Source organism: Methylobacterium sp. BTF04, assembly GCF_010692745.1.
Taxonomy (GTDB): domain Bacteria; phylum Pseudomonadota; class Alphaproteobacteria; order Rhizobiales; family Beijerinckiaceae; genus Methylobacterium.
Genome location: NZ_JAAHTB010000003.1, coordinates 133,381 through 152,577, shown reverse-complemented (window position 1 = coordinate 152,577; position 19,197 = coordinate 133,381). Strand labels below are relative to the sequence as shown.

Sequence of the window (19,197 nt, the reverse complement as noted above, 5' to 3'; positions counted from 1 at the left end):
CGCCTCAGCATCGGCCGGCCTCAAAATGATGTCGTTCGCGGGTCCGCGAACGTTTAAACCGCTGCGACCCAGAGTTCGGGAACGAAGCTGTAGCCGGCGCCGTCCCGGGTCACGTAGCCCAGCGCCGGAAACTCGAGATGCGCACCGGCGATGAAGCTGCGTTCGGACGCGACTTCCTCGAGAACGGTGCGCCGTGTCGCGCGGGCCTGATCGCCGTCGACGTCGAAGACCATCCCCGCCTCCGGCTGCTTGAACTGGATCGCCGGCAAGTGGACGATATCGGCCCACATCAGCAGCGAAGCGTTGCCCGAGACGATGCGGTAGCCGCTGTGGCCGGGCGTATGTCCGGGCAGCGGCCTGATGGTGATCCCCGGCGCCACCTCCCCGGCCGTCACCGTGCGCAGGCGATCGGCATAGGGGGCTGTCGCCTTGGCGGCGTTGACGAAATAGAGCTTGGCCGCATCCGGCGCCCGCGTCAGTGCTTCGTCGCCGAGCCAATGCGCCGCCTCGTCGGCGTGCATCACCAGTTCCGCCTCGGGAAAGGCGGCCGCGCCGTCGGCCGTGATCAGGCCGCCGGCGTGGTCGGGATGCAGGTGCGTGAGCAGCACCGTTCCGATCTCCTCGGCCCGAACACCGGCTGCGGCGAGTGCCGCGGGCAGACGCCCGACGGTGTCCCCGCCGAAGCCACCCATGCCGGTATCGATCAGGACCGGCTTGCGGCCGGGCCCGGTGATCAGAAACGCGTTGAGCGTGATGCGGGGATCGTGCGCACGAAAGCCGGCCGCCTGAAGCGAGCCGGCCTCGTCCTTGTCGATTCCGGTGACGAGATCGAGCGACCCCTGCAGGTAGCCGTCATTCATCACCGTGATCGTCAGATCACCCAAGGTCCACCGCAACACACCCGGAAGCGGCTTCGCAGCATTCGACACACGCGTCTCCGTCACAGACACCCGATAGATCGACTTCGTTCGCTCAGACGCGCCGACGCTTGCGCGGACGGCAGCCGTTATGCGGGATCGAGGTCACGTCGCGGATCGACGTCACGGTGAAACCGGCCGCCTGGAGCGCGCGAAGCGCCGACTCACGTCCCGAACCGGGGCCGGAGACCTCGACCTCGAGGGTGCGCATGCCGTGCTCGGCAGCCTTGCGGGCCGCGTCCTCGGCGGCGACCTGGGCGGCGTAAGGGGTCGACTTGCGCGAGCCCTTGAAGCCCATCGCACCGGCCGACGACCACGAAATGGTGTTGCCCTGCGCGTCGGTGATGGTGATCATCGTGTTGTTGAATGACGCGTTCACATGCGCGACGCCTGACACGATGTTCTTGCGTTCGCGCCGGCGAACGCGGGTTGCTTCCTTGGCCATCTGTGTTCTCTCGTCCTTCAAGCGCGCCCGTCATTCCAGGCGCTCGGGAGTTTTTTGGAAGTCGACGGTGCAGACCCGAAGGGCTGGACCGCCATGCCGGCGTCTCACGTGAGACGGCCGACCGGACGTTCAGAAGGCCGAGCGAAGCACGGCCTTCCAAGACGAAAAGATTACTTCTTCTTGCCGGCGATCGGCTTCGACTTGCCCTTGCGGGTGCGCGCATTGGTATGGGTGCGCTGGCCGCGGACGGGCAGGTTACGGCGGTGGCGCAGGCCACGGTAGCAGCCGAGATCCATCAGGCGCTTGATGTTCATCGAGACTTCGCGGCGCAGATCGCCCTCGACGAGGTAGTCGCGATCGATGGTCTCGCGGATCGACAGCACCTCGGCGTCGGTGAGCTGGTTCACGCGGCGCTCGGCCGGGATGCCGACCTTTTCCGTGATCTCCTCAGCCTTCTTCGAGCCGATGCCGTGGATGTACTGCAGCGCGATGACGACGCGCTTGTTGGTCGGAATGTTGACGCCAGCGATACGTGCCAAGGTGTTTCTCCATGGGGCGCGCGAACCTGAACGGTACGGCCCGGGTTGTAGTGATGCGCGTCCGGTGGAGACCGGCCCCTGCGCACCGTCCGAAACGACAAATCGGCCCGAAGCAGCCTCCAAGGAGGCAACCCGGACCCATCTCGCCTGAACGAAGACCGGCGCGATAGCGCGGACCGGTCCCCGTGTCAATGCATTGCTAAGAAATTGCAGCCGCCGTCGCGGGGGCCGTCCGGACGTGACGCTCCAGAACGGTCATCAGGTCGCCCGTCACCGCATCGACGGGCTTCATGCCGTCGAGGGTCTCGAGCATGCCGAGGCTGGCATAATACGCCGAGAGCGGCGCCGTCTGCGTGCGATAGGCGGTCAGGCGGGTCTTGAACACCTCGGGGGTGTCGTCCTTGCGCACCGGCTCGCCACGGGCGGCCGTCTCGGTGGCGCGCTTGGCGATGCGGCCGACGAGGGCATCCTCGTCAACCGAGAACTCGATCACGGTGCTGAGGGCCAGATTCTTCTCGGCGAGCATCCGGTCGAGGGCGGCGGCCTGATCGACCGTGCGCGGGAAGCCATCCAGGATGAAGCCATTGTGAGCGTCGGCTTCCTCGATCCGGTCGGCGACGATGCCGACCACCACCGAATCCGGAACGAGCCCGCCGCTCTCCATGATGCCCTTGGCCTCCAGGCCGACGGGCGTGCCCGCAGCGACGGCGGCGCGCAACATGTCGCCGGTGGAGAGCTGCGGAATCCCGAACCGCTCGACGATCCGGGCGGATTGCGTCCCCTTACCAGCTCCCGGCGGTCCGAGCAGAATGATCCGCATGGCGTCGTTTCCTCAGGTCCGTTCTTCTTGGAAATTGGGCGGCACCAACCAGCTGCCGCCGCAGATCGCGTCAGCGGCGGCGGGTGGCACCGCGCAGCTTGGCCTTCTTGACGAGGCCCTCGTATTGGTGAGCCATCAGGTGACCGTGGATCTGCGCCACCGTATCCATCGTCACCGAGACGACGATCAGGAGCGAGGTGCCACCGAATCCGATGCTGGCCGAGGAATACGACGCCAGGATTTCCGGCACCAGACAGACAAAAGTCAAATACAGCGCACCGATCAGGGTGATGCGGGTCAGCACCTTGTCGATGAAGGCGGCGGTACGCTCGCCGGGCCGGATACCGGGAATGAAGCCGCCATGCTTCTTGAGGTTGTCGGCCGTCTCTTCGGGGTTGAACACCACCGCCGTGTAGAAGAACGCGAAGAAGATGATCAGGGCGGCGTAGAGCACCATGTAGAGTGGCCGGCCGTGGCCGATATAGGTGGTGATCGTCGCCAGGATGCCGGTCCCGCCGTTGTTGGCGGAGAAGCTCGCCACCGTGGCGGGGAGCAGCAGCAACGAGGAGGCGAAGATCGGCGGGATCACGCCCGCGGTGTTGAGCTTGAGCGGCAGGAACGAGGTCTGGCCCTCGTACATCTTATTGCCGACCTGGCGCTTGGGGTAGTTGATCAGGAGCCGGCGCTGGGCGCGCTCCATGAACACGATGAAATAGACCAGTCCGATCGCCGCGACGCCCATGCCGAGAATGACGGCGGAGGAGAGCGCGCCGGTGCGGCTCAGCTCGAGCGCGCCGACGATGGCCACCGGAAGATGGGCGACGATGCCGGCGAAAATGATCAGCGATGAGCCGTTGCCGATGCCACGCGAGGTGATCTGCTCGCCGATCCACATCAGGAACAGCGTGCCGCCGGTGAGCGTGACGACGGTGGAGAGGATGAAGAACGGGCCGGGATCGATGGCCGCGCTCGAACTCTGCAGGCCGAAGGCGATGCCCCAGCTCTGAACCAAAGCCAGCACCACCGTGAGGTAGCGGGTGTATTGGTTGATGACCTTGCGGCCGGACTCGCCTTCCTTCTTCAGCGTCTCCAGGCTCGGGATCACCGAGGTCAGGAGCTGAATGATGATCGAGGCCGAGATGTAGGGCATGATGTTGAGCGCGAAGATCGCCATGCGCTCGACGGCACCGCCGGAGAACATGTTGAACAACCCGAGCACGCCGCCGGCCTGCTGCTGGAAGTTCCGGGCGAACTGCTCCGGGTCGATGCCGGGAATCGGGATGTAGGTGCCTAGCCGGAACACCACGAGCGCACCCAGCGTGAACCAGATGCGCTTCTTGAGCTCGTCGGCCTTGGCGATGGCCCCGAAATTGAGGTTCGCGGCAAGCTGCTCGGCGGCTGAGGCCATGGCACCGGTTCCTGAAATCGATCCGTTCGGGCGCTTCTAGCACCCAGAGAAACTGAAACGGCGGCCACGCGCAGGTCGCACGGGCCGCCGCTCAGAGCTTCGACTTAAAGTCAGACGCGAGGCTACGCAACCACGCGGGCGGGCTTGCCACGAGTCGACACGCCATCACCGAAGGTCACGGTGACGGTGCCACCGATCTTCTCGACGGCTTCGATCGCCGACTTCGACGCGCGGGTGACCTCGAAGCTGAGCTTCGCGGTCAGCTCGCCGACACCGAGCAGCTTGACGCCATCGCGAGCCCGGGCGCAGACGCCCGCTGCGATGAGGGTCTCGACGGTGACGACGGCACCGGCCTCGAGACGACCGGCATCGATCGCCTGCTGGACACGACCGAGGTTCACCTCGTTCAAATCCGTGGAGTACAGGTTGTTGAAGCCGCGCTTGGGCAGGCGACGATGCAACGGCATCTGGCCGCCCTCGAAGCCCTTGATGGACACACCGGTACGGGCCTTCTGGCCCTTCACGCCGCGTCCAGCGGTCTTGCCCTTGCCGGAGCCGATGCCCCGGCCGACGCGCATCCGGTTCTTGGTTGCGCCGGGATTGTCGTGGAGTTCATTCAGTTTCATGATGCCCTCCCTCAGGCCGCGTCGCCAAGAACGCGCACGAGGTGTTGCACCTTGCGGATCATGCCGCGCACGGAGGGAGTATCCTCCAGCGTGGAAACCCGGTGCATCTTGTTGAGCTTGAGGCCGATCAGCGTTGAACGCTGGTCACCCTCGCGGCGGATCGGCGAGCCGATCTGCTCGACGCGGAGAGTCTTCGTTGTCATTGGAGCCTCCCCTTACGCGACTGCGGATTCGGACATGTCGGACGGATCGGCGTCACGACGGCGGGCCTGGAGGGCCGAAACCTTGAGACCGCGACGGGCCGCGACGGAGCGCGGGCTGTCTTCGTTCTTCAGAGCTTCGAACGTGGCGCGCACGAGGTTGTAGGGGTTCGAAGAGCCGAGGCTCTTGGCCACCACGTCCTGCATGCCCAGCGTCTCGAACACGGCGCGCATCGGGCCGCCGGCGATGATGCCGGTACCCTGGGGAGCGGCGCGCAGGATGACCTTGCCGGCACCGTGACGACCGTAGACGTCGTGGTGCAGGGTGCGGCCTTCGCGGAGCGCAACGCGGACGAGACCGCGCTTGGCGGCTTCCGTCGCCTTGCGGATCGCCTCTGGCACTTCGCGTGCCTTGCCGTGGCCGAAGCCGACGCGGCCCTTCTGGTCGCCCACGACGACGAGAGCGGCAAAGCCGAAGCGACGGCCACCCTTCACCACCTTGGCGACGCGGTTGATGTGGACGAGCTTGTCCACGAATTCGCTGTCGCGCTCCTCGCGCTCATCACGGCGGCCGCGGCCACCGCCTTCACGTTCACGTGCCATTTTTTGCTATTCCATCTCACTGGCGCGGGCGGCGGGCCCGCTCGCTTGATTCGTCATGGATCGAAGGGACGGCTGGAAAAAGCCGTCCCCTCCCCGCCGGTCTTAGAACTCGAGGCCACCCTCACGGGCGGCTTCGGCGAGCGCCTTGACGCGCCCGTGATAGAGGTAGCCCGAGCGATCGAAGATCACCTGGGTGACGCCTGCGGCCTTGGCGCGCTCGGCAACGAGCTTGCCGACGGCCTGGGCGGCTGCGACGTCCGCGCCGGTCTTGAGACCGCCGCGAATATCCTTCTCGACGCTCGATGCCGAAGCGAGGGTCTTCCCCGCTGCGTCGTCGATGACCTGAACGTAGATCTGCTTCGAGGAACGGAACACCGAAAGTCTCGGACGTCCGTTGGCCGCCGCCCGCAGCGCGCGGCGCACACGCGCCTTGCGGCGGTCGAGTGCATCGATTTTGCGTGACATGATGGCCGGCCCTTACTTCTTCTTGCCTTCCTTGCGGAAGATGAACTCACCCGCGTACTTCACACCCTTGCCCTTATAGGGCTCCGGGCTGCGGTAGTCGCGGATCTCGGCGGCAACCTGACCGACGCGCTGACGGTCGATGCCGCTCACGACGATCTCGGTGGGCTTCGGCACCGCGATCGTGATTCCCGCGGGAATCTCGTACTCGATGTCGTGGCTGTAGCCGAGCGAGAGCTTGAGAGCCTTGCCGGCCATCGCTGCGCGATAGCCGACGCCGGTGATCTCGAGCTTCTTCTCGAAGCCCTTGGAGACGCCCTCGATGAGGTTCGCCACCTGGGCTCGGGAGGTGCCCCACAGCGAGCGGGCCTCCTTGGTCTGGTTCCGGGGCTGCACCGAGACGGCACCGTCCTCGAACTTCACGTCCACCACGTTGGGGACGACGTAGAAGAGCTCGCCCTTGGAGCCCTTCATTTGTACCGTTTGACCGGTCACCGTGGCCGTCACACCGGACGGGACGGGAACGGGCTTCTTGCCTACGCGAGACATCGCCTTATTCCTCCAAGTCCGAGATCAGAACACCTTGCAGAGCACTTCACCGCCAACGTTGCGCTCGCGCGCCTCGTGGTCGGCCATGACGCCCTGCGGGGTGGACACGATGGTGACGCCGAGGCCGTCGGCGACACGCGGAAGCTCGCCCACGGACGAGTAGACACGGCGGCCGGGCTTCGACACGCGCTGGATCGAGCGGATGACGGGCTGGCCGTCATAGTACTTCAGCTCAATCGCGAACTCGGTCCGGCCGTTGCCGAAATCCGTGGTCGCGTAGTCGCGGATATAGCCCTCGGACTTGAGGACGTCGAGGACGCTGGCGCGCAGGCGCGAACCGGGCGTCTGGACGACGTTACGGCGGCGCTGCTGACCGTTGCGGATGCGGGTGAGCATGTCACCCACGGGATCGTTGACCATGGTGGTTGCTCCTTACCAGCTCGACTTGACGAGACCGGGGATGAGCCCCTGGTTGCCGAGTTCGCGCAGCGCGATGCGCGAGATGCCCATCTTGCGGTAGAATGCGCGGGGACGGCCGGTCATGCCGCAACGGTTGCGGACGCGGGTCGGCGACGAGTTGCGCGGCAGCTCCGCGAGCTTGAGGCGCGCCTCGAAGCGCTCCTCCATCTCGAGGGTCTGGTCGTTGGCGGTCGCCAGCAGGGCCTTGCGCTTGGGAGCGTAGAGCTTCACGAGCGCCTGGCGATGCTTGTTCTTTTCGATCGAGCTTTTCTTTGCCATGTTTCTCTCCGGTGTCCGCGTATGAGACCTAGGAAGGCCTCACTGCCGGAACGGGAATCGGAACTGCGAGAGGAGCGCACGCGCCTCAGCGTCGGTCCGGGCGGTGGTCTGGATCACGATATCCATGCCCCAGGTGGCCTCGGCCTTGTCGTACGAGATCTCCGGGAACACGAGGTGTTCCTTGAGGCCCAGTGCGTAATTGCCATTGCCGTCGAAAGACCGCGGGTTCAGGCCGCGGAAATCGCGGACGCGCGGGAGCGCGATCGTGATCAGGCGATCCATGAACTCGTACATGCGCTGGCGACGCAGGGTCACCTTGCAGCCGATCGGCATGCCTTCACGGACCTTGAAGGTCGCGATGGCCTTGCGGGCCTTGGTGATGACCGGCTTCTGACCGGCGATCAGCGCAAGGTCGCCGGCGGCGACGCTGGCCTTCTTGGAATCGGCGGTGGATTCGCCGACGCCCATGTTGATGACGATCTTCTCGATCGTGGGCACCTGCATGGGGTTCTTGTAGCCGAACTCTTCGATCAGCTTCTGGCGCACGACTTCATCGTAGTGCTTACGCAGGCGCGGGACGTAATCGTCCATGTTCTTCTCAGCCATCGATCAGATCCCCCGAGCGCTTGGCGAACCGGACCTTGCGGCCGTCGTCGAGAATACGGAAACCAACGCGCGTGGCCTGACCGTCCTTGGGGTCGGCGACAGCGAGATTGGAGAGGTGAATCGCAGCTTCCTTGGAGACGATGCCGCCTTCCTGGTTCTGCGTCTGCTTCTGGTGCTTCTTGACCAGGTTGATGCCGCGCACGAAGGCACGGTCTTCCTTGGGAAGCACCTGAAGGACTTCGCCGGAGCGACCCTTGTCGCGACCGGTGAGAATGACGACCTTGTCGCCTTTCTTGACCTTAGCGGCCATTACAGCACCTCCGGCGCGAGCGAGATGATCTTCATGTGGTTGCGGGCGCGGAGCTCGCGCGGCACCGGTCCGAAGATACGGGTGCCGATCGGCTCTTTCTGATTGTTGATCAGAACGGCCGCGTTCTTGTCGAAACGGATGACCGAACCGTCGGCCCGCTTCACTTCCTTGGCCGTCCGAACGACGACCGCCTTCATGACGTCGCCCTTCTTCACGCGACCACGGGGAATCGCTTCCTTGACCGAGACCACGATGATGTCGCCGACACCGGCATACTTGCGCTTCGACCCGCCCAGAACCTTGATGCACATCACGCGGCGCGCACCAGAGTTGTCGGCGACGTCCAGATTCGTCTGCATCTGGATCACGGCAGTGACCTTTCCTTGTTTCAGGCGGGTTTCCGCACGCGGACGGTATTGTCCGGCGGACGACGCCTGATGGGGATCTGATGTCCCCGGCTCATGTAAAGCACCGCGCAATCGGTGTTTGACACACCGGCGCGGTCGCCGCGTACGAAGGGTGCAAGCACCCGTCTCGAATGTCGCGAAGGAATGCCCACTATACCAGGGGGCATTCCGGTGCAAGGCCTAACGCGCGTGCCCGAGCGGGAAACACGCGTCGTCCGGCTCAGAGATCGTCGCCGCAGCCGTCGAGTGGCGGCGCGCCCGCGCGTCCTGCCCGCTGCACGGCTCCGGGAAGTCCGACGATTCGGCGGCCGATCCGATTCCCGCTCTCCGTCGCCTCCCCGAGAATCACCGCCACGGTGCTGCGATCCACGTGGTTGTCGTACCCGCTGGAGAGCGCGGCCTGGGCTAGGCGTCGGACCGTCTCCTTGACGAAGGCGGCACTGGCGCCTTCGGACAGGGCGACGGCGTCCGCGATGGCGCCGTCGGCGAAGTCGAGAGCCGCACCGTAGAGGGCGATCAACCGGGTCCGGCGCGGCATCCGGATTGCTGATCTCGATGGCCTCCTCGACGCGCCCCGGACGCGAGGCGAGGGCCTCCTCGATGTCGTCGGGGCGGTTGGTGGTCAGCAGGAACAGCACATCTGCATCATGATGCGCGTGATCCTGCATGAGCCACTTCCCTGCGATCGACCTCTGGCGGAGACTTTCAAAAGAGATGTGCAACTAGGTTGCAGAAACGCCACTCTGGATCATGGGCGATGGCATCTCGGGAGAGGGTGGCTTCACACGTCGATCCGACACGAAAAAACGGGCGCAGAATCCTGCGCCCGTCTCAACGACCGTGCATGACGATCAAGCTTCGGTGGTGGCCGCTTCCGTGGCTGCACCGGCCTCGACCAGTTTCCAGGTCTTGGTCTTCGAGAACGGACGGCACTCCTCAATGGAGACGGTCTGCCCCATCTTGGCGACGTTGGTTTCGTCGTGGGCGTGATAGTTCTTCGAACGACGAACGGTCTTCTTCATCACCGGGTGGGTGAAGCGACGCTCCACCTTCACGACGATGGTCTTCTCGCCCTTGTCGCTGACGACGACGCCCTGCAATACGCGCTTCGGCATGGTGTACTCCTCAAGCCTGCGCGGACTTCAGCGTCGTCTGACGCTGGAGGGTGCGAACGCGGGCGATATCGCGGCGGACTTCACGGACGCGCGCGACGTTCTCGAGCTGGCCGGTGGCGCCCTGGAAGCGCAGATTGAACTGCTCCTTCTTCAGGCTCAGCAGCTCATCGCTCAACTGATCGGGCGACAGAGCGGCGAGATCCGACTGTCTCTGTGACGACTTCATGATCCCCTCCCCTTAGTCAGCGATACGCTGAACGACGCGCGTGCGGATCGGAAGCTTCGCTGCGCCGAGGCGCAGGGCCTCCTTCGCAACGTCTTCGGCCACGCCGTCGACTTCGAACATGATACGACCGGGATGCACGCGGGCAGCCCAGAACTCGGGTGCACCCTTACCGGAGCCCATGCGGACTTCGGTGGGCTTGGCCGTGACCGGAACGTCCGGGAAGATCCGGATCCAGACACGACCCTGACGCTTCATCTCACGGGTGATCGCGCGGCGAGCCGCCTCGATCTGCCGGGCGGTGATGCGCTCGGGCTCGATGGCCTTCAGGCCAAAGGTCCCGAAGTTGAGGTCGAAGCCAGCCTTGGCCGCACCGTGGATGCGACCCTTGAACTGCTTACGAAACCTGGTCTTCTTGGGTTGCAACATGGCAGCCTCTCAATACCTTTCTAGGGCGACTGGGTCACGAACACGCCGTTAGGCGTGCTCGCGCCGGCCGCGCTCGCGGCCACCCTCGCCATCGCGCTCGCGACGGCCGCCCGAACGGCCACCCTCTTCCTGCGCCTTCTTATCCTGTGCCATCGGGTCGTGCTCGAGGATCTCGCCCTTGAACACCCAGACCTTGATCCCGCACGTCCCGTAGGTCGTGAAGGCGGTGGCGACACCGTAATCGACATCGGCGCGGAGCGTATGCAGGGGAACGCGTCCCTCGCGGTACCACTCCTGGCGGGCGATCTCGGCACCGCCGAGACGACCGGAGCAGTTGATCCGGATGCCCTCGGCACCGAGACGCATGGCCGACTGTACGGCGCGCTTCATGGCACGACGGAAGGCGACACGGCGCTCGAGCTGCTGGGCGATCGAGTCGGCCACCAGAGTGGCGTCGATCTCGGGCTTGCGCACCTCGACGATGTTGATCGTCACGTCGGCCTTGGTCAGGGTGCCGACGAGCTTGCGCAGCTTCTCGATGTCGGCGCCCTTCTTGCCGATCACCACGCCCGGACGACCCGAGTGAATGGTGACGCGGCACTTCCGGTGCGGACGCTCGATGACGATCTTCGAGACGGCAGCCTGCTTGAGCTGCTTCATGAGGGCGGCGCGGATGGCGACGTCCTCGTGCATGAGTTTCGCGTATTCACCCTTCTGGGCGAACCAGCGGGAGTCCCAGGTCCGGTTGATACCGAGCCGCAGACCGATCGGATTGACTTTCTGGCCCATCAGGTCCTCCTCACGCCGCTTCGGCGGTCGGGACTTCGCGCACCACGATGGTGAGGTTCGCGAAGGGCTTCAGGATGCGGGCGCCGCGGCCACGGGCACGAGCGTGGAAACGCTTGAGCACGAGGGCCTTACCGACGAACGCCTGGGCGACGACGAGATCGTCCACGTCCAGGTTATGGTTGTTCTCGGCGTTGGCGATGGCGCTCTCGAGGCACTTCTTGACCTCGCGGGCGATCCGCTTGCGGGAGAATTCGAGGTCGGCCAGGGCCGACTCCACCTTCTTGCCGCGAATGAGCTGCGCGACGAGATTGAGCTTCTGCGGGCTGACGCGCAGCATGCACGCGACGGCCTGAGCCTCGTTCTCGGGGAGCGCGCGGGGAGTGGCGGGCTTGCCCATGATCAGCGCCTCTTCGACTTCTTGTCGGCTGCGTGACCGTGGAAGGTGCGGGTCGGCGAGAACTCGCCGAACTTGTGACCGACCATTTCCTCGGAAACGTAGACCGGGATGTGCTTCTGTCCATTGTGCACACCGAAGGTGAGCCCGACGAACTGCGGCAGGATCGTGGAGCGACGGCTCCAGATCTTGATGACTTCGTTGCGGCTGGATCCGCGCGCGGTCTCAGCCTTCTTGAGGAGGTAGCCGTCGATGAACGGCCCCTTCCAGAGCGAGCGTGCCATGGGCGTTACTTCTTACGGTTATGACGGCTGGACAAGATGAAGACGTCGGTCCGCTTGTTGGACCGGGTCTTCTTCCCCTTCGTGGGAACGCCCCAGGGCGTGACCGGATTACGGCCGCCTGATGTACGTCCCTCGCCGCCGCCGTGCGGGTGGTCGACCGGGTTCATGGCAACACCGCGAACGTGCGGGCGTCTGCCGAGCCAGCGGTTGCGGCCGGCCTTGCCGAGCGAGATGTTCATGTGGTCCGGGTTCGACACCGCGCCGACACTGGCGAAGCACTGACCATGGACCAGGCGCTGCTCGCCCGAGTTCAGGCGCAGGGTGACGTAACCCTGGTCGCGCCCGACGATCTGAGCGTAGTTGCCGGCGGAGCGGGCGATCGCGCCGCCCTTGCCGATCTTGAGCTCGACGTTGTGGACGATCGTGCCCACCGGCATGCTGCCGACCGGCGCCGCGTTGCCCGGCTTGATGTCGACCTGCTCGGCGGCGACGACCTTGTCACCGGGCGAGAGGCGCTGCGGAGCGATGATGTAGCTCTGCTTGCCATCGGGGAAGCTGATCAGGGCGATGAACGCCGTGCGGTTCGGATCGTACTCGATCCGCTCGACGGTGGCGCTCACACCCATCTGCTCGCGACGCTTGAAGTCGACGTTACGCAGGGTGCGCTTGTGACCACCGCCGCGGAAGCGGACGGTGATGCGACCGAGGTTGTTGCGGCCGCCGGACGACGACTTGCCCTCGGTGAGCTTCTTGACCGGCTTGCCCTTGTAGAGCTCACGGCGGTCGACGAGCACGAGCTGGCGAAGGCTCGGCGTGACCGGTTTGAATGTCTTCAAGGCCATCGGTGGTAATCCTTAACCCGACTTGTCTCAGAGGCCGGTCGTGACATCGATCGTTTCACCCTCGGCGAGGGTCACGATCGCTTTTTTCACGTCCGAGCGCTGTCCGCGAAGCCCGCGGAAAATCTTCTTCTTGCCCTTGGTAACGAGCGTATTCACGCCAGTCACCTTCACGTCGAACAGCTTCTCGACCGCTTCCTTGATCTGCGGCTTCGTCGCTTTGGGCGAAACGCGGAACACGACCTTGTTCTGCTCGGTCAGGTTCGTCGCCTTCTCCGTGATCACGGGGGAGACGATGATATCGTAGTGGCGCGGATCGGCACTCATTTGAAACGCGCCTCCAGCGCATCGATCGCTGCGCGCGTCAGCACGAGCTTGTCGCGACGCAGGATGTCGTACACGTTGATGCCCTGGATCGGCAGCACGTCGATCTGCGGGATGTTGCGGGCGGCGCGACCGAAGTTCACGTCGACCTCGGCACCGCTGATGATCAGCGCGCTCGACAGGCCCATCTTCTCGAAACGCTCGACCAAGTTCTTGGTCTTGCCGTCTTCCAGCTTCACGTCGTCGACGATGATGAGGGTCGAATCCTTCACCTTCGAAGACAGCGCGTGCTTCAGGGCCAGGGCGCGGACCTTCTTGGGCAGATCGTGGGCATGGCTGCGCACGACCGGACCGAAGGCACGTCCACCGCCGCGGAACTGCGGAGCGGAGGCGGCGCCGTGACGGGCATTACCGGTGCCCTTCTGCTTGTAGAGCTTCTTGCGCGTCCGGTTGACGTCCGAGCGGTTCTTGACCGCGTGGGTTCCGGCCTGACGCTTGGCAAGCTGCCAACGCACCATGCGCTGAAGAAGGTCGACGCGCGGCTCGAGACCGAAGATGGTCTCGTCCAGTTCGACGGAACCGGCTCCGGCACCGTCGAGGGTGGTGATATCGAGCTTCATCACGCGTTCTCCTCGGAAGCGGGAGCCTCGGGGGCCGGCGCTTCGGTCGCGGGGGCCGAAGCACCCTGCTCACGGAACTTGCCCGGCTGCGGCACATCCGCGGGGAGCTTGCGCTTCACCGCGTCGCGGATCTGGATCCAGCCGCCGGCGACACCGGGGACGGCGCCTTCGACGAGGATGAGGCCACGCTCAGGATCCGTGCGCACGACGCGCAGGTTCTGGGTGGTGACCCGATCGACACCCATGTGACCGGGCATCTTCTTGTTCTTGAAGGTCTTGCCCGGGTCCTGGCGGCCACCGGTCGAACCGATCGAACGGTGCGAGACGGAGACGCCGTGGGTGGCGCGAAGACCGCCGAAGTTCCAGCGCTTCATACCACCGGCAAAGCCCTTACCCGTGGTCGTGCCCGTCACGTCGACGAACTGACCGGGGATGAAGTGATCCGCAGTGATTTCGGCACCGACCGGGATCAGCTTGTCTTCGCTGACCCGAAACTCGGCAAGTTTCTGCTTGGGCTCGACCTTGGCGATCGCGAACCGGCCGCGCTCGGCAGCCGACACGTTCTTCACCTTGGCCTTACCGACGCCGACCTGAAGGGCGACGTAGCCATTCTTCTCGACGGTACGGTGGGCAACCACCTGGCATTGATCGATTTTGAGCACGGTGACCGGAACATGTTCGCCTGCATCCGTAAAGATGCGGGTCATGCCGACCTTCTGTGCAATGACGCCTGAGCGCATAGGTGTCTCCCCTCGCGCGATTTACGGTAAGCTCTAAATCCCCGCGGGACTTAGAGCTTGATCTCCACGTCCACGCCGGCGGCGAGGTCGAGCTTCATCAGCGCGTCCACGGTCTGCGGCGTCGGATCGACGATATCGAGGACGCGCTTGTGGGTGCGCATCTCGAACTGCTCGCGCGACTTCTTGTCGATGTGCGGCGAGCGGTTGACAGTGAACTTCTCGATATGGGTCGGCAGCGGGATCGGACCACGGATGGTGGCTCCGGTGCGCTTGGCCGTCGAGACGATCTCGCGGGTCGATGCATCGAGAATCCGATGATCGAACGCCTTGAGGCGGATACGAATATTCTGACCGTTCATGACCTGAAACCTTGGCGGGACGTGGTGGGGCGGGCGCGAGGACCCGCCCCTCTGTCGTTCCCTGCAGACGTTACCGTTTGACGGAAGACTACTCGTTGATGGCGGCGACGACGCCGGCGCCGACGGTGCGGCCGCCTTCACGGATGGCGAAGCGGAGCTTCTCTTCCATGGCGACGGGGACGATCAGGGTGACGTCCATGGTCACGCTGTCGCCGGGCATCACCATCTCGGTGCCCTCGGGGAGGACACACACGCCGGTGACGTCGGTGGTGCGGAAGTAGAATTGCGGCCGGTAGTTGGTGAAGAACGGGGTGTGGCGACCGCCCTCCTCCTTGGTGAGGATGTAGGCCTCGGCCTTGAACTTGGTGTGGGGCTTGACCGAGCCGGGCTTGCACACGACCTGGCCGCGCTCGACGTCCTCGCGCTTGGTGCCGCGCAGGAGCACGCCGACATTGTCGCCGGCCTGGCCCTGGTCGAGCAGCTTGCGGAACATCTCGACGCCCGTGACCGTGGTGGTCTGGGTGTCGCGGATGCCGACGATCTCGACGGTCTCGCCGACCTTGACGATGCCGCGCTCGACGCGACCCGTCACCACCGTGCCGCGGCCCGAGATCGAGAACACGTCCTCGATCGGCATCAGGAACGGCTTGTCGATGGGACGCTCCGGCTGCGGGATGTACTCGTCCACGGTCTTCATCAGCGCCACCACGGCATCATGGCCGACGGCCTTGTCGCCGTTGTCGAGCGCGACCTTGGCCGAACCCTTGGTGATCGGGATGTCGTCGCCGGGGAAATCGTACTTGGAGAGGAGCTCGCGCACCTCCATCTCGACGAGCTCGAGCAGCTCCTCGTCGTCGACGAGATCGACCTTGTTGAGGAACACCACCAGCGCCGGCACGCCGACCTGACGGGCAAGCAGGATGTGCTCGCGGGTCTGGGGCATCGGGCCGTCGGCGGCCGAGACCACCAGGATCGCGCCGTCCATCTGGGCGGCACCGGTGATCATGTTCTTCACGTAATCGGCGTGGCCCGGGCAATCGACGTGGGCGTAGTGGCGGTTGGCGGTCTCGTACTCGACGTGGGCGGTCGAGATCGTGATGCCGCGGGCCTTCTCCTCCGGCGCCTTGTCGATCTGGTCGTAGGCCGTGAACGTCGCTCCGCCCGATTCCGCCAGAACCTTCGTGATCGCCGCCGTCAGCGACGTCTTGCCGTGGTCGACGTGCCCGATCGTCCCGATGTTGCAATGCGGCTTCGTACGAGCGAATTTCTCTTTGGCCATCGTAGCCTCCGTCAGTTCAATGTTTCAGGTGATGCTGCTGCGGTCCGGAAAAGGCGGGAAGCCTTAAGCGTACTTCGCGACGACCTTCTCGGCCTCGCCGCGCGGCACCTCTTCGTAATGGTCGAATTGCATCGTGAAGTTGGCGCGGCCCTGGGAGAAGGACCGGAGCTGGTTCACGTAGCCGAACATGTTGGCCAGCGGCACCATCGCGTTGATGACGTTCGCATTGCCGCGCATGTCCTGGCCCTGGATCTGGCCGCGGCGGGAATTCAGATCGCCGATCACCGAACCGGTATACTCTTCCGGCGAGACGACCTCGACCTTCATCACCGGCTCGAGCAACACCGAGCCACCCTTCTGGAGCGCTTCGCGCAGAGCGGCGCGGGACGCGATCTCGAAGGCGAGCGCCGAGGAATCGACGTCGTGGTAGGCGCCGTCGATGAGCTCGACCTTGATGTCGACCACCGGGAAGCCCGCTAGGATGCCGGCGCCGAGCACCGAGTTGAGGCCCTTTTCGACGCCCGGGATGTATTCCTTGGGCACCGTGCCGCCGATGATCTTCGAGGAGAACTCGAAGCCCTTGCCGGGCTCGTTGGGCTCCACCACGAACTTCACCCGGGCGAACTGACCGGTACCGCCGGTCTGCTTCTTGTGGGTGTAGTCGATCTCGGTGCGCTTCGTGAGCTTCTCACGATACGCCACCTGCGGTTGACCGATATTCGCGTCGACCATGTAGGTGCGGCGCAGGATGTCGACCTTGATGTCGAGGTGGAGCTCGCCCATCCCGCGAAGAATGGTCTGGCCGGACTCTTGGTCCGTCGAGACCCGGAACGACGGATCCTCGGCGGCGAGCTTGGCGAGTGCGATACCGAGCTTCTCCTGATCGGCCTTCGACTTGGGCTCGACGGCGATCTCGATGACGGGCTCGGGGAATTCCATCTTCTCGAGGATGACGGCCTTCTGCGGATCGCAGAGGGTGTCACCCGTGCGGGTGTCCTTAAGGCCGGCCAAGGCGACGATGTCGCCCGTGAAGGCTTCCTTGACGTCCTCGCGGTTGTTGGCGTGCATCAACAGCATCCGACCGACACGCTCTTTCTTGTCGCGGGTCGAATTGATGACGTTGGCGCCCGACTCGATCTTGCCGGAATAGACGCGGCAGAACGTGATCGTCCCGACGTGGGGATCGTCCATGATCTTGAAGGCGAGCATGGAGAAGGGATCGGTATCGGTGGGATGCCGAACGGTCTCTTCCTCGGTCTTGAAGTCGATGCCCTTGATCTCGCCGCGATCGGCGGGAGACGGCAGGTACTCGACGACCGCGTCGAGCAGGGGCTGAACGCCCTTGTTCTTGAAGGCCGAACCACACAGCACCGGATGGAAGGCGCGGCGCTGCACGGCCGTACGAACGAGGCGATGCATCGTCGCGATGTCCGGCTCGACACCGTCGAGATACGCGGCCATGGCGTCGTCATCCATCTCGACGCAGGCTTCGACCAGCTTGATGCGGTATTCCGCGGCCTGGTCGGCGAGGTCGTCCGGGATCTCGACTTCGGCGAACTCGGCGCCGAGCTTCTCGGAGGTCCAGACGACGGCCTTCATCTTGATCAGATCGATGACGCCCTTGAAGGACGTCTCGGCGCCGATCGGCAGCTGCAGGCACACCGGCTTGCCAGCGACGCGATCGATGATGTCGGCGACGCATTTGAAGAAGTCGGCGCCGATCTTGTCCATCTTGTTGACGAACACGATGCGCGGCACGTCGTACTTGTCGGCCTGGCGCCAGACGGTCTCGGTCTGGGGCTCGACGCCCTGGTTGCCGTCGAGCACGCACACGGCGCCGTCGAGCACACGCAGCGAACGCTCGACTTCGATGGTGAAGTCGACGTGGCCGGGGGTGTCGATGATGTTCAGGCGCTTGTCGCGCCAGAAGCACGTCGTGGCAGCCGACGTGATCGTGATGCCACGCTCCTGCTCCTGCGTCATCCAATCCATGGTCGCGGCGCCGTCATGGACTTCGCCGATCTTATGGGACTTGCCGGTGTAGTACAGGATCCGCTCGGTGGTCGTGGTCTTGCCAGCATCAATGTGAGCCATGATGCCGAAGTTGCGGTAGTCCTCGATCGCGTGCGTGCGGGGCATCGGATTGCTCCTGAAAGGGTCCGGGTCCGCTTACCAGCGGTAGTGCGAGAAGGCGCGGTTGGCTTCAGCCATCCGGTGCGTGTCTTCCCGCTTCTTCACGGCGTTGCCGCGGTTGTTGGCGGCGTCCAGAAGTTCGGCCGACAGGCGCTCGACCATGGTGCGGTCGTTGCGGCCGCGGGCGGCCTGGATCAGCCAACGAATGGCCAGCGCCTGACGGCGCTCGGTGCGAACCTCGACCGGAACCTGGTAGGTGGCGCCACCGACGCGGCGGGAGCGAACCTCGATCGCCGGAGCGACGTTCTCGAGTGCGGCGCGGAACACCTCGATGGGGTTCGCACGGGCGCGGTTCTCGACGATGTCGAACGCACCGTAGACGATGCCTTCGGCAATGGACTTCTTGCCCTCGTACATGATCGAATTCATGAACTTGGTCAGGACGATATCGCCGTACTTGGCGTCCGGGATGATTTCGCGCTTTTCGGCAGAATGGCGGCGGGACATCGCTCGCTCCGTCTTAGATCGTATGGTCTTGAAACCACCCCGCGCAGGCCGCCTCGAACCTCATCGAGGCCGGCGGCATCCTTACGGGGTGCGCGAATATCTTACTTCGGGCGCTTGGCGCCGTACTTCGAACGGCGCTGCTTACGACCCTTGACGCCCTGCGTGTCGAGCACGCCGCGGAGGATGTGGTAGCGAACGCCGGGCAAATCCTTCACACGGCCGCCGCGGATCATCACCACGGAGTGCTCCTGAAGGTTATGGCCCTCGCCCGGGATGTAACCGATGACTTCGAAGCCATTGGTGAGGCGAACCTTCGCGACCTTACGAAGCGCCGAGTTCGGCTTCTTCGGGGTCGTCGTGTAGACGCGGGTGCAGACGCCACGCTTCTGCGGGCAGGCGTCGAGCGCCGGCACCTTGTTGCGGCTCTTCTGCGCCTTACGCGGCTGGGCGATCAGCTGGTTGATCGTCGGCATACTCTGCCCTCTTCATCTGGACCGCGGAGGCGCGATCCCATGTTCGACTTCACGAAGCG

31 protein-coding genes are annotated in these 19,197 nt (G+C 64.6%); all 31 read right to left on the bottom strand.

The window, feature by feature from the left end:
* Positions 1-53 precede the first annotated feature (53 nt).
* Entirely contained in the window at positions 54-929 is an 876-nt protein-coding gene (locus G3T14_RS03360; protein ID WP_348645201.1) for an MBL fold metallo-hydrolase, read from the bottom strand.
* 43 nt (positions 930-972) lie between these two features.
* Positions 973-1,362, bottom strand: a complete 390-nt coding sequence (gene rpsK / locus G3T14_RS03355; RefSeq protein WP_163640011.1) for a 30S ribosomal protein S11 — start codon at positions 1,360-1,362, stop codon at positions 973-975.
* A 170-nt stretch (positions 1,363-1,532) separates the two neighbouring features.
* A complete protein-coding gene (rpsM, locus tag G3T14_RS03350) occupies positions 1,533-1,901 on the bottom strand; it encodes a 30S ribosomal protein S13 (RefSeq protein WP_056171364.1) in 369 nt (122 codons plus the stop codon).
* 199 nt (positions 1,902-2,100) lie between these two features.
* A complete protein-coding gene (locus tag G3T14_RS03345) occupies positions 2,101-2,721 on the bottom strand; it encodes an adenylate kinase (protein ID WP_163640009.1) in 621 nt (206 codons plus the stop codon).
* Positions 2,722-2,791: 70 nt separating this feature from the next.
* Entirely contained in the window at positions 2,792-4,129 is a 1,338-nt protein-coding gene (gene secY, locus G3T14_RS03340; RefSeq protein WP_163640007.1) for a preprotein translocase subunit SecY, read from the bottom strand.
* A gap of 122 nt (positions 4,130-4,251) precedes the next feature.
* Positions 4,252-4,755: a 50S ribosomal protein L15 gene (rplO, locus tag G3T14_RS03335; protein WP_163640005.1), complete on the bottom strand. Its 504-nt coding sequence runs from the start codon at positions 4,753-4,755 to the stop codon at positions 4,252-4,254.
* 11 nt (positions 4,756-4,766) lie between these two features.
* The gene (gene rpmD / locus G3T14_RS03330; RefSeq protein WP_163640002.1) at positions 4,767-4,958 is read right to left on the bottom strand and encodes a 50S ribosomal protein L30; all 192 of its coding nucleotides are present in this window, start codon (positions 4,956-4,958) and stop codon (positions 4,767-4,769) included.
* 12 nt (positions 4,959-4,970) lie between these two features.
* Positions 4,971-5,558: a 30S ribosomal protein S5 gene (gene rpsE / locus G3T14_RS03325; RefSeq protein WP_163640000.1), complete on the bottom strand. Its 588-nt coding sequence runs from the start codon at positions 5,556-5,558 to the stop codon at positions 4,971-4,973.
* A gap of 102 nt (positions 5,559-5,660) precedes the next feature.
* Positions 5,661-6,023, bottom strand: coding sequence for a 50S ribosomal protein L18 (gene rplR, locus G3T14_RS03320; protein ID WP_163639998.1), 363 nt, complete (start codon positions 6,021-6,023; stop codon positions 5,661-5,663).
* Between the two features lie 12 nt (positions 6,024-6,035).
* Positions 6,036-6,569 carry a 50S ribosomal protein L6 gene (gene rplF, locus G3T14_RS03315; protein WP_163639996.1) on the bottom strand — a complete coding sequence of 178 codons (534 nt, stop codon included), beginning with the start codon at positions 6,567-6,569 and terminating at the stop codon, positions 6,036-6,038.
* A 24-nt stretch (positions 6,570-6,593) separates the two neighbouring features.
* Positions 6,594-6,989, bottom strand: a complete 396-nt coding sequence (gene rpsH, locus G3T14_RS03310; RefSeq protein ID WP_163639994.1) for a 30S ribosomal protein S8 — start codon at positions 6,987-6,989, stop codon at positions 6,594-6,596.
* A gap of 12 nt (positions 6,990-7,001) precedes the next feature.
* The gene (rpsN, locus tag G3T14_RS03305) at positions 7,002-7,307 is read right to left on the bottom strand and encodes a 30S ribosomal protein S14 (protein WP_163639992.1); all 306 of its coding nucleotides are present in this window, start codon (positions 7,305-7,307) and stop codon (positions 7,002-7,004) included.
* 39 nt (positions 7,308-7,346) lie between these two features.
* Entirely contained in the window at positions 7,347-7,913 is a 567-nt protein-coding gene (gene rplE, locus G3T14_RS03300; RefSeq protein ID WP_163639984.1) for a 50S ribosomal protein L5, read from the bottom strand.
* On the bottom strand, positions 7,906-8,223 hold the full coding sequence (rplX, locus tag G3T14_RS03295) for a 50S ribosomal protein L24 (protein WP_163639982.1): 318 nt from the start codon (positions 8,221-8,223) through the stop codon (positions 7,906-7,908). Before rplX ends, rplE begins: the two co-directional genes overlap by 8 nt.
* The gene (gene rplN, locus G3T14_RS03290) at positions 8,223-8,591 is read right to left on the bottom strand and encodes a 50S ribosomal protein L14 (protein ID WP_018044219.1); all 369 of its coding nucleotides are present in this window, start codon (positions 8,589-8,591) and stop codon (positions 8,223-8,225) included. Before rplN ends, rplX begins: the two co-directional genes overlap by 1 nt.
* Positions 8,592-8,850: 259 nt before the next feature.
* Positions 8,851-9,168: a hypothetical protein gene (locus G3T14_RS03285; protein WP_204262596.1), complete on the bottom strand. Its 318-nt coding sequence runs from the start codon at positions 9,166-9,168 to the stop codon at positions 8,851-8,853.
* A 313-nt stretch (positions 9,169-9,481) separates the two neighbouring features.
* The gene (gene rpsQ, locus G3T14_RS03280) at positions 9,482-9,745 is read right to left on the bottom strand and encodes a 30S ribosomal protein S17 (RefSeq protein ID WP_163639980.1); all 264 of its coding nucleotides are present in this window, start codon (positions 9,743-9,745) and stop codon (positions 9,482-9,484) included.
* 10 nt (positions 9,746-9,755) lie between these two features.
* Positions 9,756-9,971 carry a 50S ribosomal protein L29 gene (rpmC, locus tag G3T14_RS03275; protein WP_163639978.1) on the bottom strand — a complete coding sequence of 72 codons (216 nt, stop codon included), beginning with the start codon at positions 9,969-9,971 and terminating at the stop codon, positions 9,756-9,758.
* A 12-nt stretch (positions 9,972-9,983) separates the two neighbouring features.
* Positions 9,984-10,397, bottom strand: a complete 414-nt coding sequence (gene rplP, locus G3T14_RS03270) for a 50S ribosomal protein L16 (protein WP_163639976.1) — start codon at positions 10,395-10,397, stop codon at positions 9,984-9,986.
* A gap of 48 nt (positions 10,398-10,445) precedes the next feature.
* Positions 10,446-11,186 carry a 30S ribosomal protein S3 gene (gene rpsC / locus G3T14_RS03265; RefSeq protein WP_055949284.1) on the bottom strand — a complete coding sequence of 247 codons (741 nt, stop codon included), beginning with the start codon at positions 11,184-11,186 and terminating at the stop codon, positions 10,446-10,448.
* A gap of 10 nt (positions 11,187-11,196) precedes the next feature.
* Entirely contained in the window at positions 11,197-11,583 is a 387-nt protein-coding gene (gene rplV, locus G3T14_RS03260) for a 50S ribosomal protein L22 (protein ID WP_163639974.1), read from the bottom strand.
* A 2-nt stretch (positions 11,584-11,585) separates the two neighbouring features.
* Entirely contained in the window at positions 11,586-11,864 is a 279-nt protein-coding gene (gene rpsS, locus G3T14_RS03255; protein ID WP_056091583.1) for a 30S ribosomal protein S19, read from the bottom strand.
* Positions 11,865-11,869: 5 nt separating this feature from the next.
* The gene (gene rplB, locus G3T14_RS03250; RefSeq protein ID WP_163639967.1) at positions 11,870-12,706 is read right to left on the bottom strand and encodes a 50S ribosomal protein L2; all 837 of its coding nucleotides are present in this window, start codon (positions 12,704-12,706) and stop codon (positions 11,870-11,872) included.
* Positions 12,707-12,733: 27 nt separating this feature from the next.
* Positions 12,734-13,030, bottom strand: coding sequence for a 50S ribosomal protein L23 (locus G3T14_RS03245; protein WP_018044227.1), 297 nt, complete (start codon positions 13,028-13,030; stop codon positions 12,734-12,736).
* Positions 13,027-13,647 (bottom strand): 50S ribosomal protein L4, encoded by a 621-nt coding sequence (rplD, locus tag G3T14_RS03240; RefSeq protein WP_163639964.1) that lies wholly within the window; start codon positions 13,645-13,647, stop codon positions 13,027-13,029. Before rplD ends, G3T14_RS03245 begins: the two co-directional genes overlap by 4 nt.
* Entirely contained in the window at positions 13,647-14,387 is a 741-nt protein-coding gene (gene rplC, locus G3T14_RS03235) for a 50S ribosomal protein L3 (protein ID WP_163639962.1), read from the bottom strand. The genes rplD and rplC overlap by 1 nt, the downstream gene beginning before the upstream one ends.
* 50 nt (positions 14,388-14,437) lie before the next feature.
* Positions 14,438-14,746 (bottom strand): 30S ribosomal protein S10, encoded by a 309-nt coding sequence (gene rpsJ / locus G3T14_RS03230; protein WP_018044230.1) that lies wholly within the window; start codon positions 14,744-14,746, stop codon positions 14,438-14,440.
* An 88-nt stretch (positions 14,747-14,834) separates the two neighbouring features.
* The gene (gene tuf, locus G3T14_RS03225) at positions 14,835-16,025 is read right to left on the bottom strand and encodes an elongation factor Tu (RefSeq protein ID WP_163639938.1); all 1,191 of its coding nucleotides are present in this window, start codon (positions 16,023-16,025) and stop codon (positions 14,835-14,837) included.
* Positions 16,026-16,088: 63 nt separating this feature from the next.
* Entirely contained in the window at positions 16,089-18,164 is a 2,076-nt protein-coding gene (gene fusA / locus G3T14_RS03220; RefSeq protein ID WP_163639960.1) for an elongation factor G, read from the bottom strand.
* Positions 18,165-18,194: 30 nt separating this feature from the next.
* Positions 18,195-18,665, bottom strand: coding sequence for a 30S ribosomal protein S7 (rpsG, locus tag G3T14_RS03215; RefSeq protein ID WP_018044233.1), 471 nt, complete (start codon positions 18,663-18,665; stop codon positions 18,195-18,197).
* 101 nt (positions 18,666-18,766) lie between these two features.
* Complete coding sequence (rpsL, locus tag G3T14_RS03210; protein ID WP_018044234.1) at positions 18,767-19,138, bottom strand: 30S ribosomal protein S12; 372 nt, start codon at positions 19,136-19,138, stop codon at positions 18,767-18,769.
* Positions 19,139-19,197 lie beyond the last annotated feature (59 nt).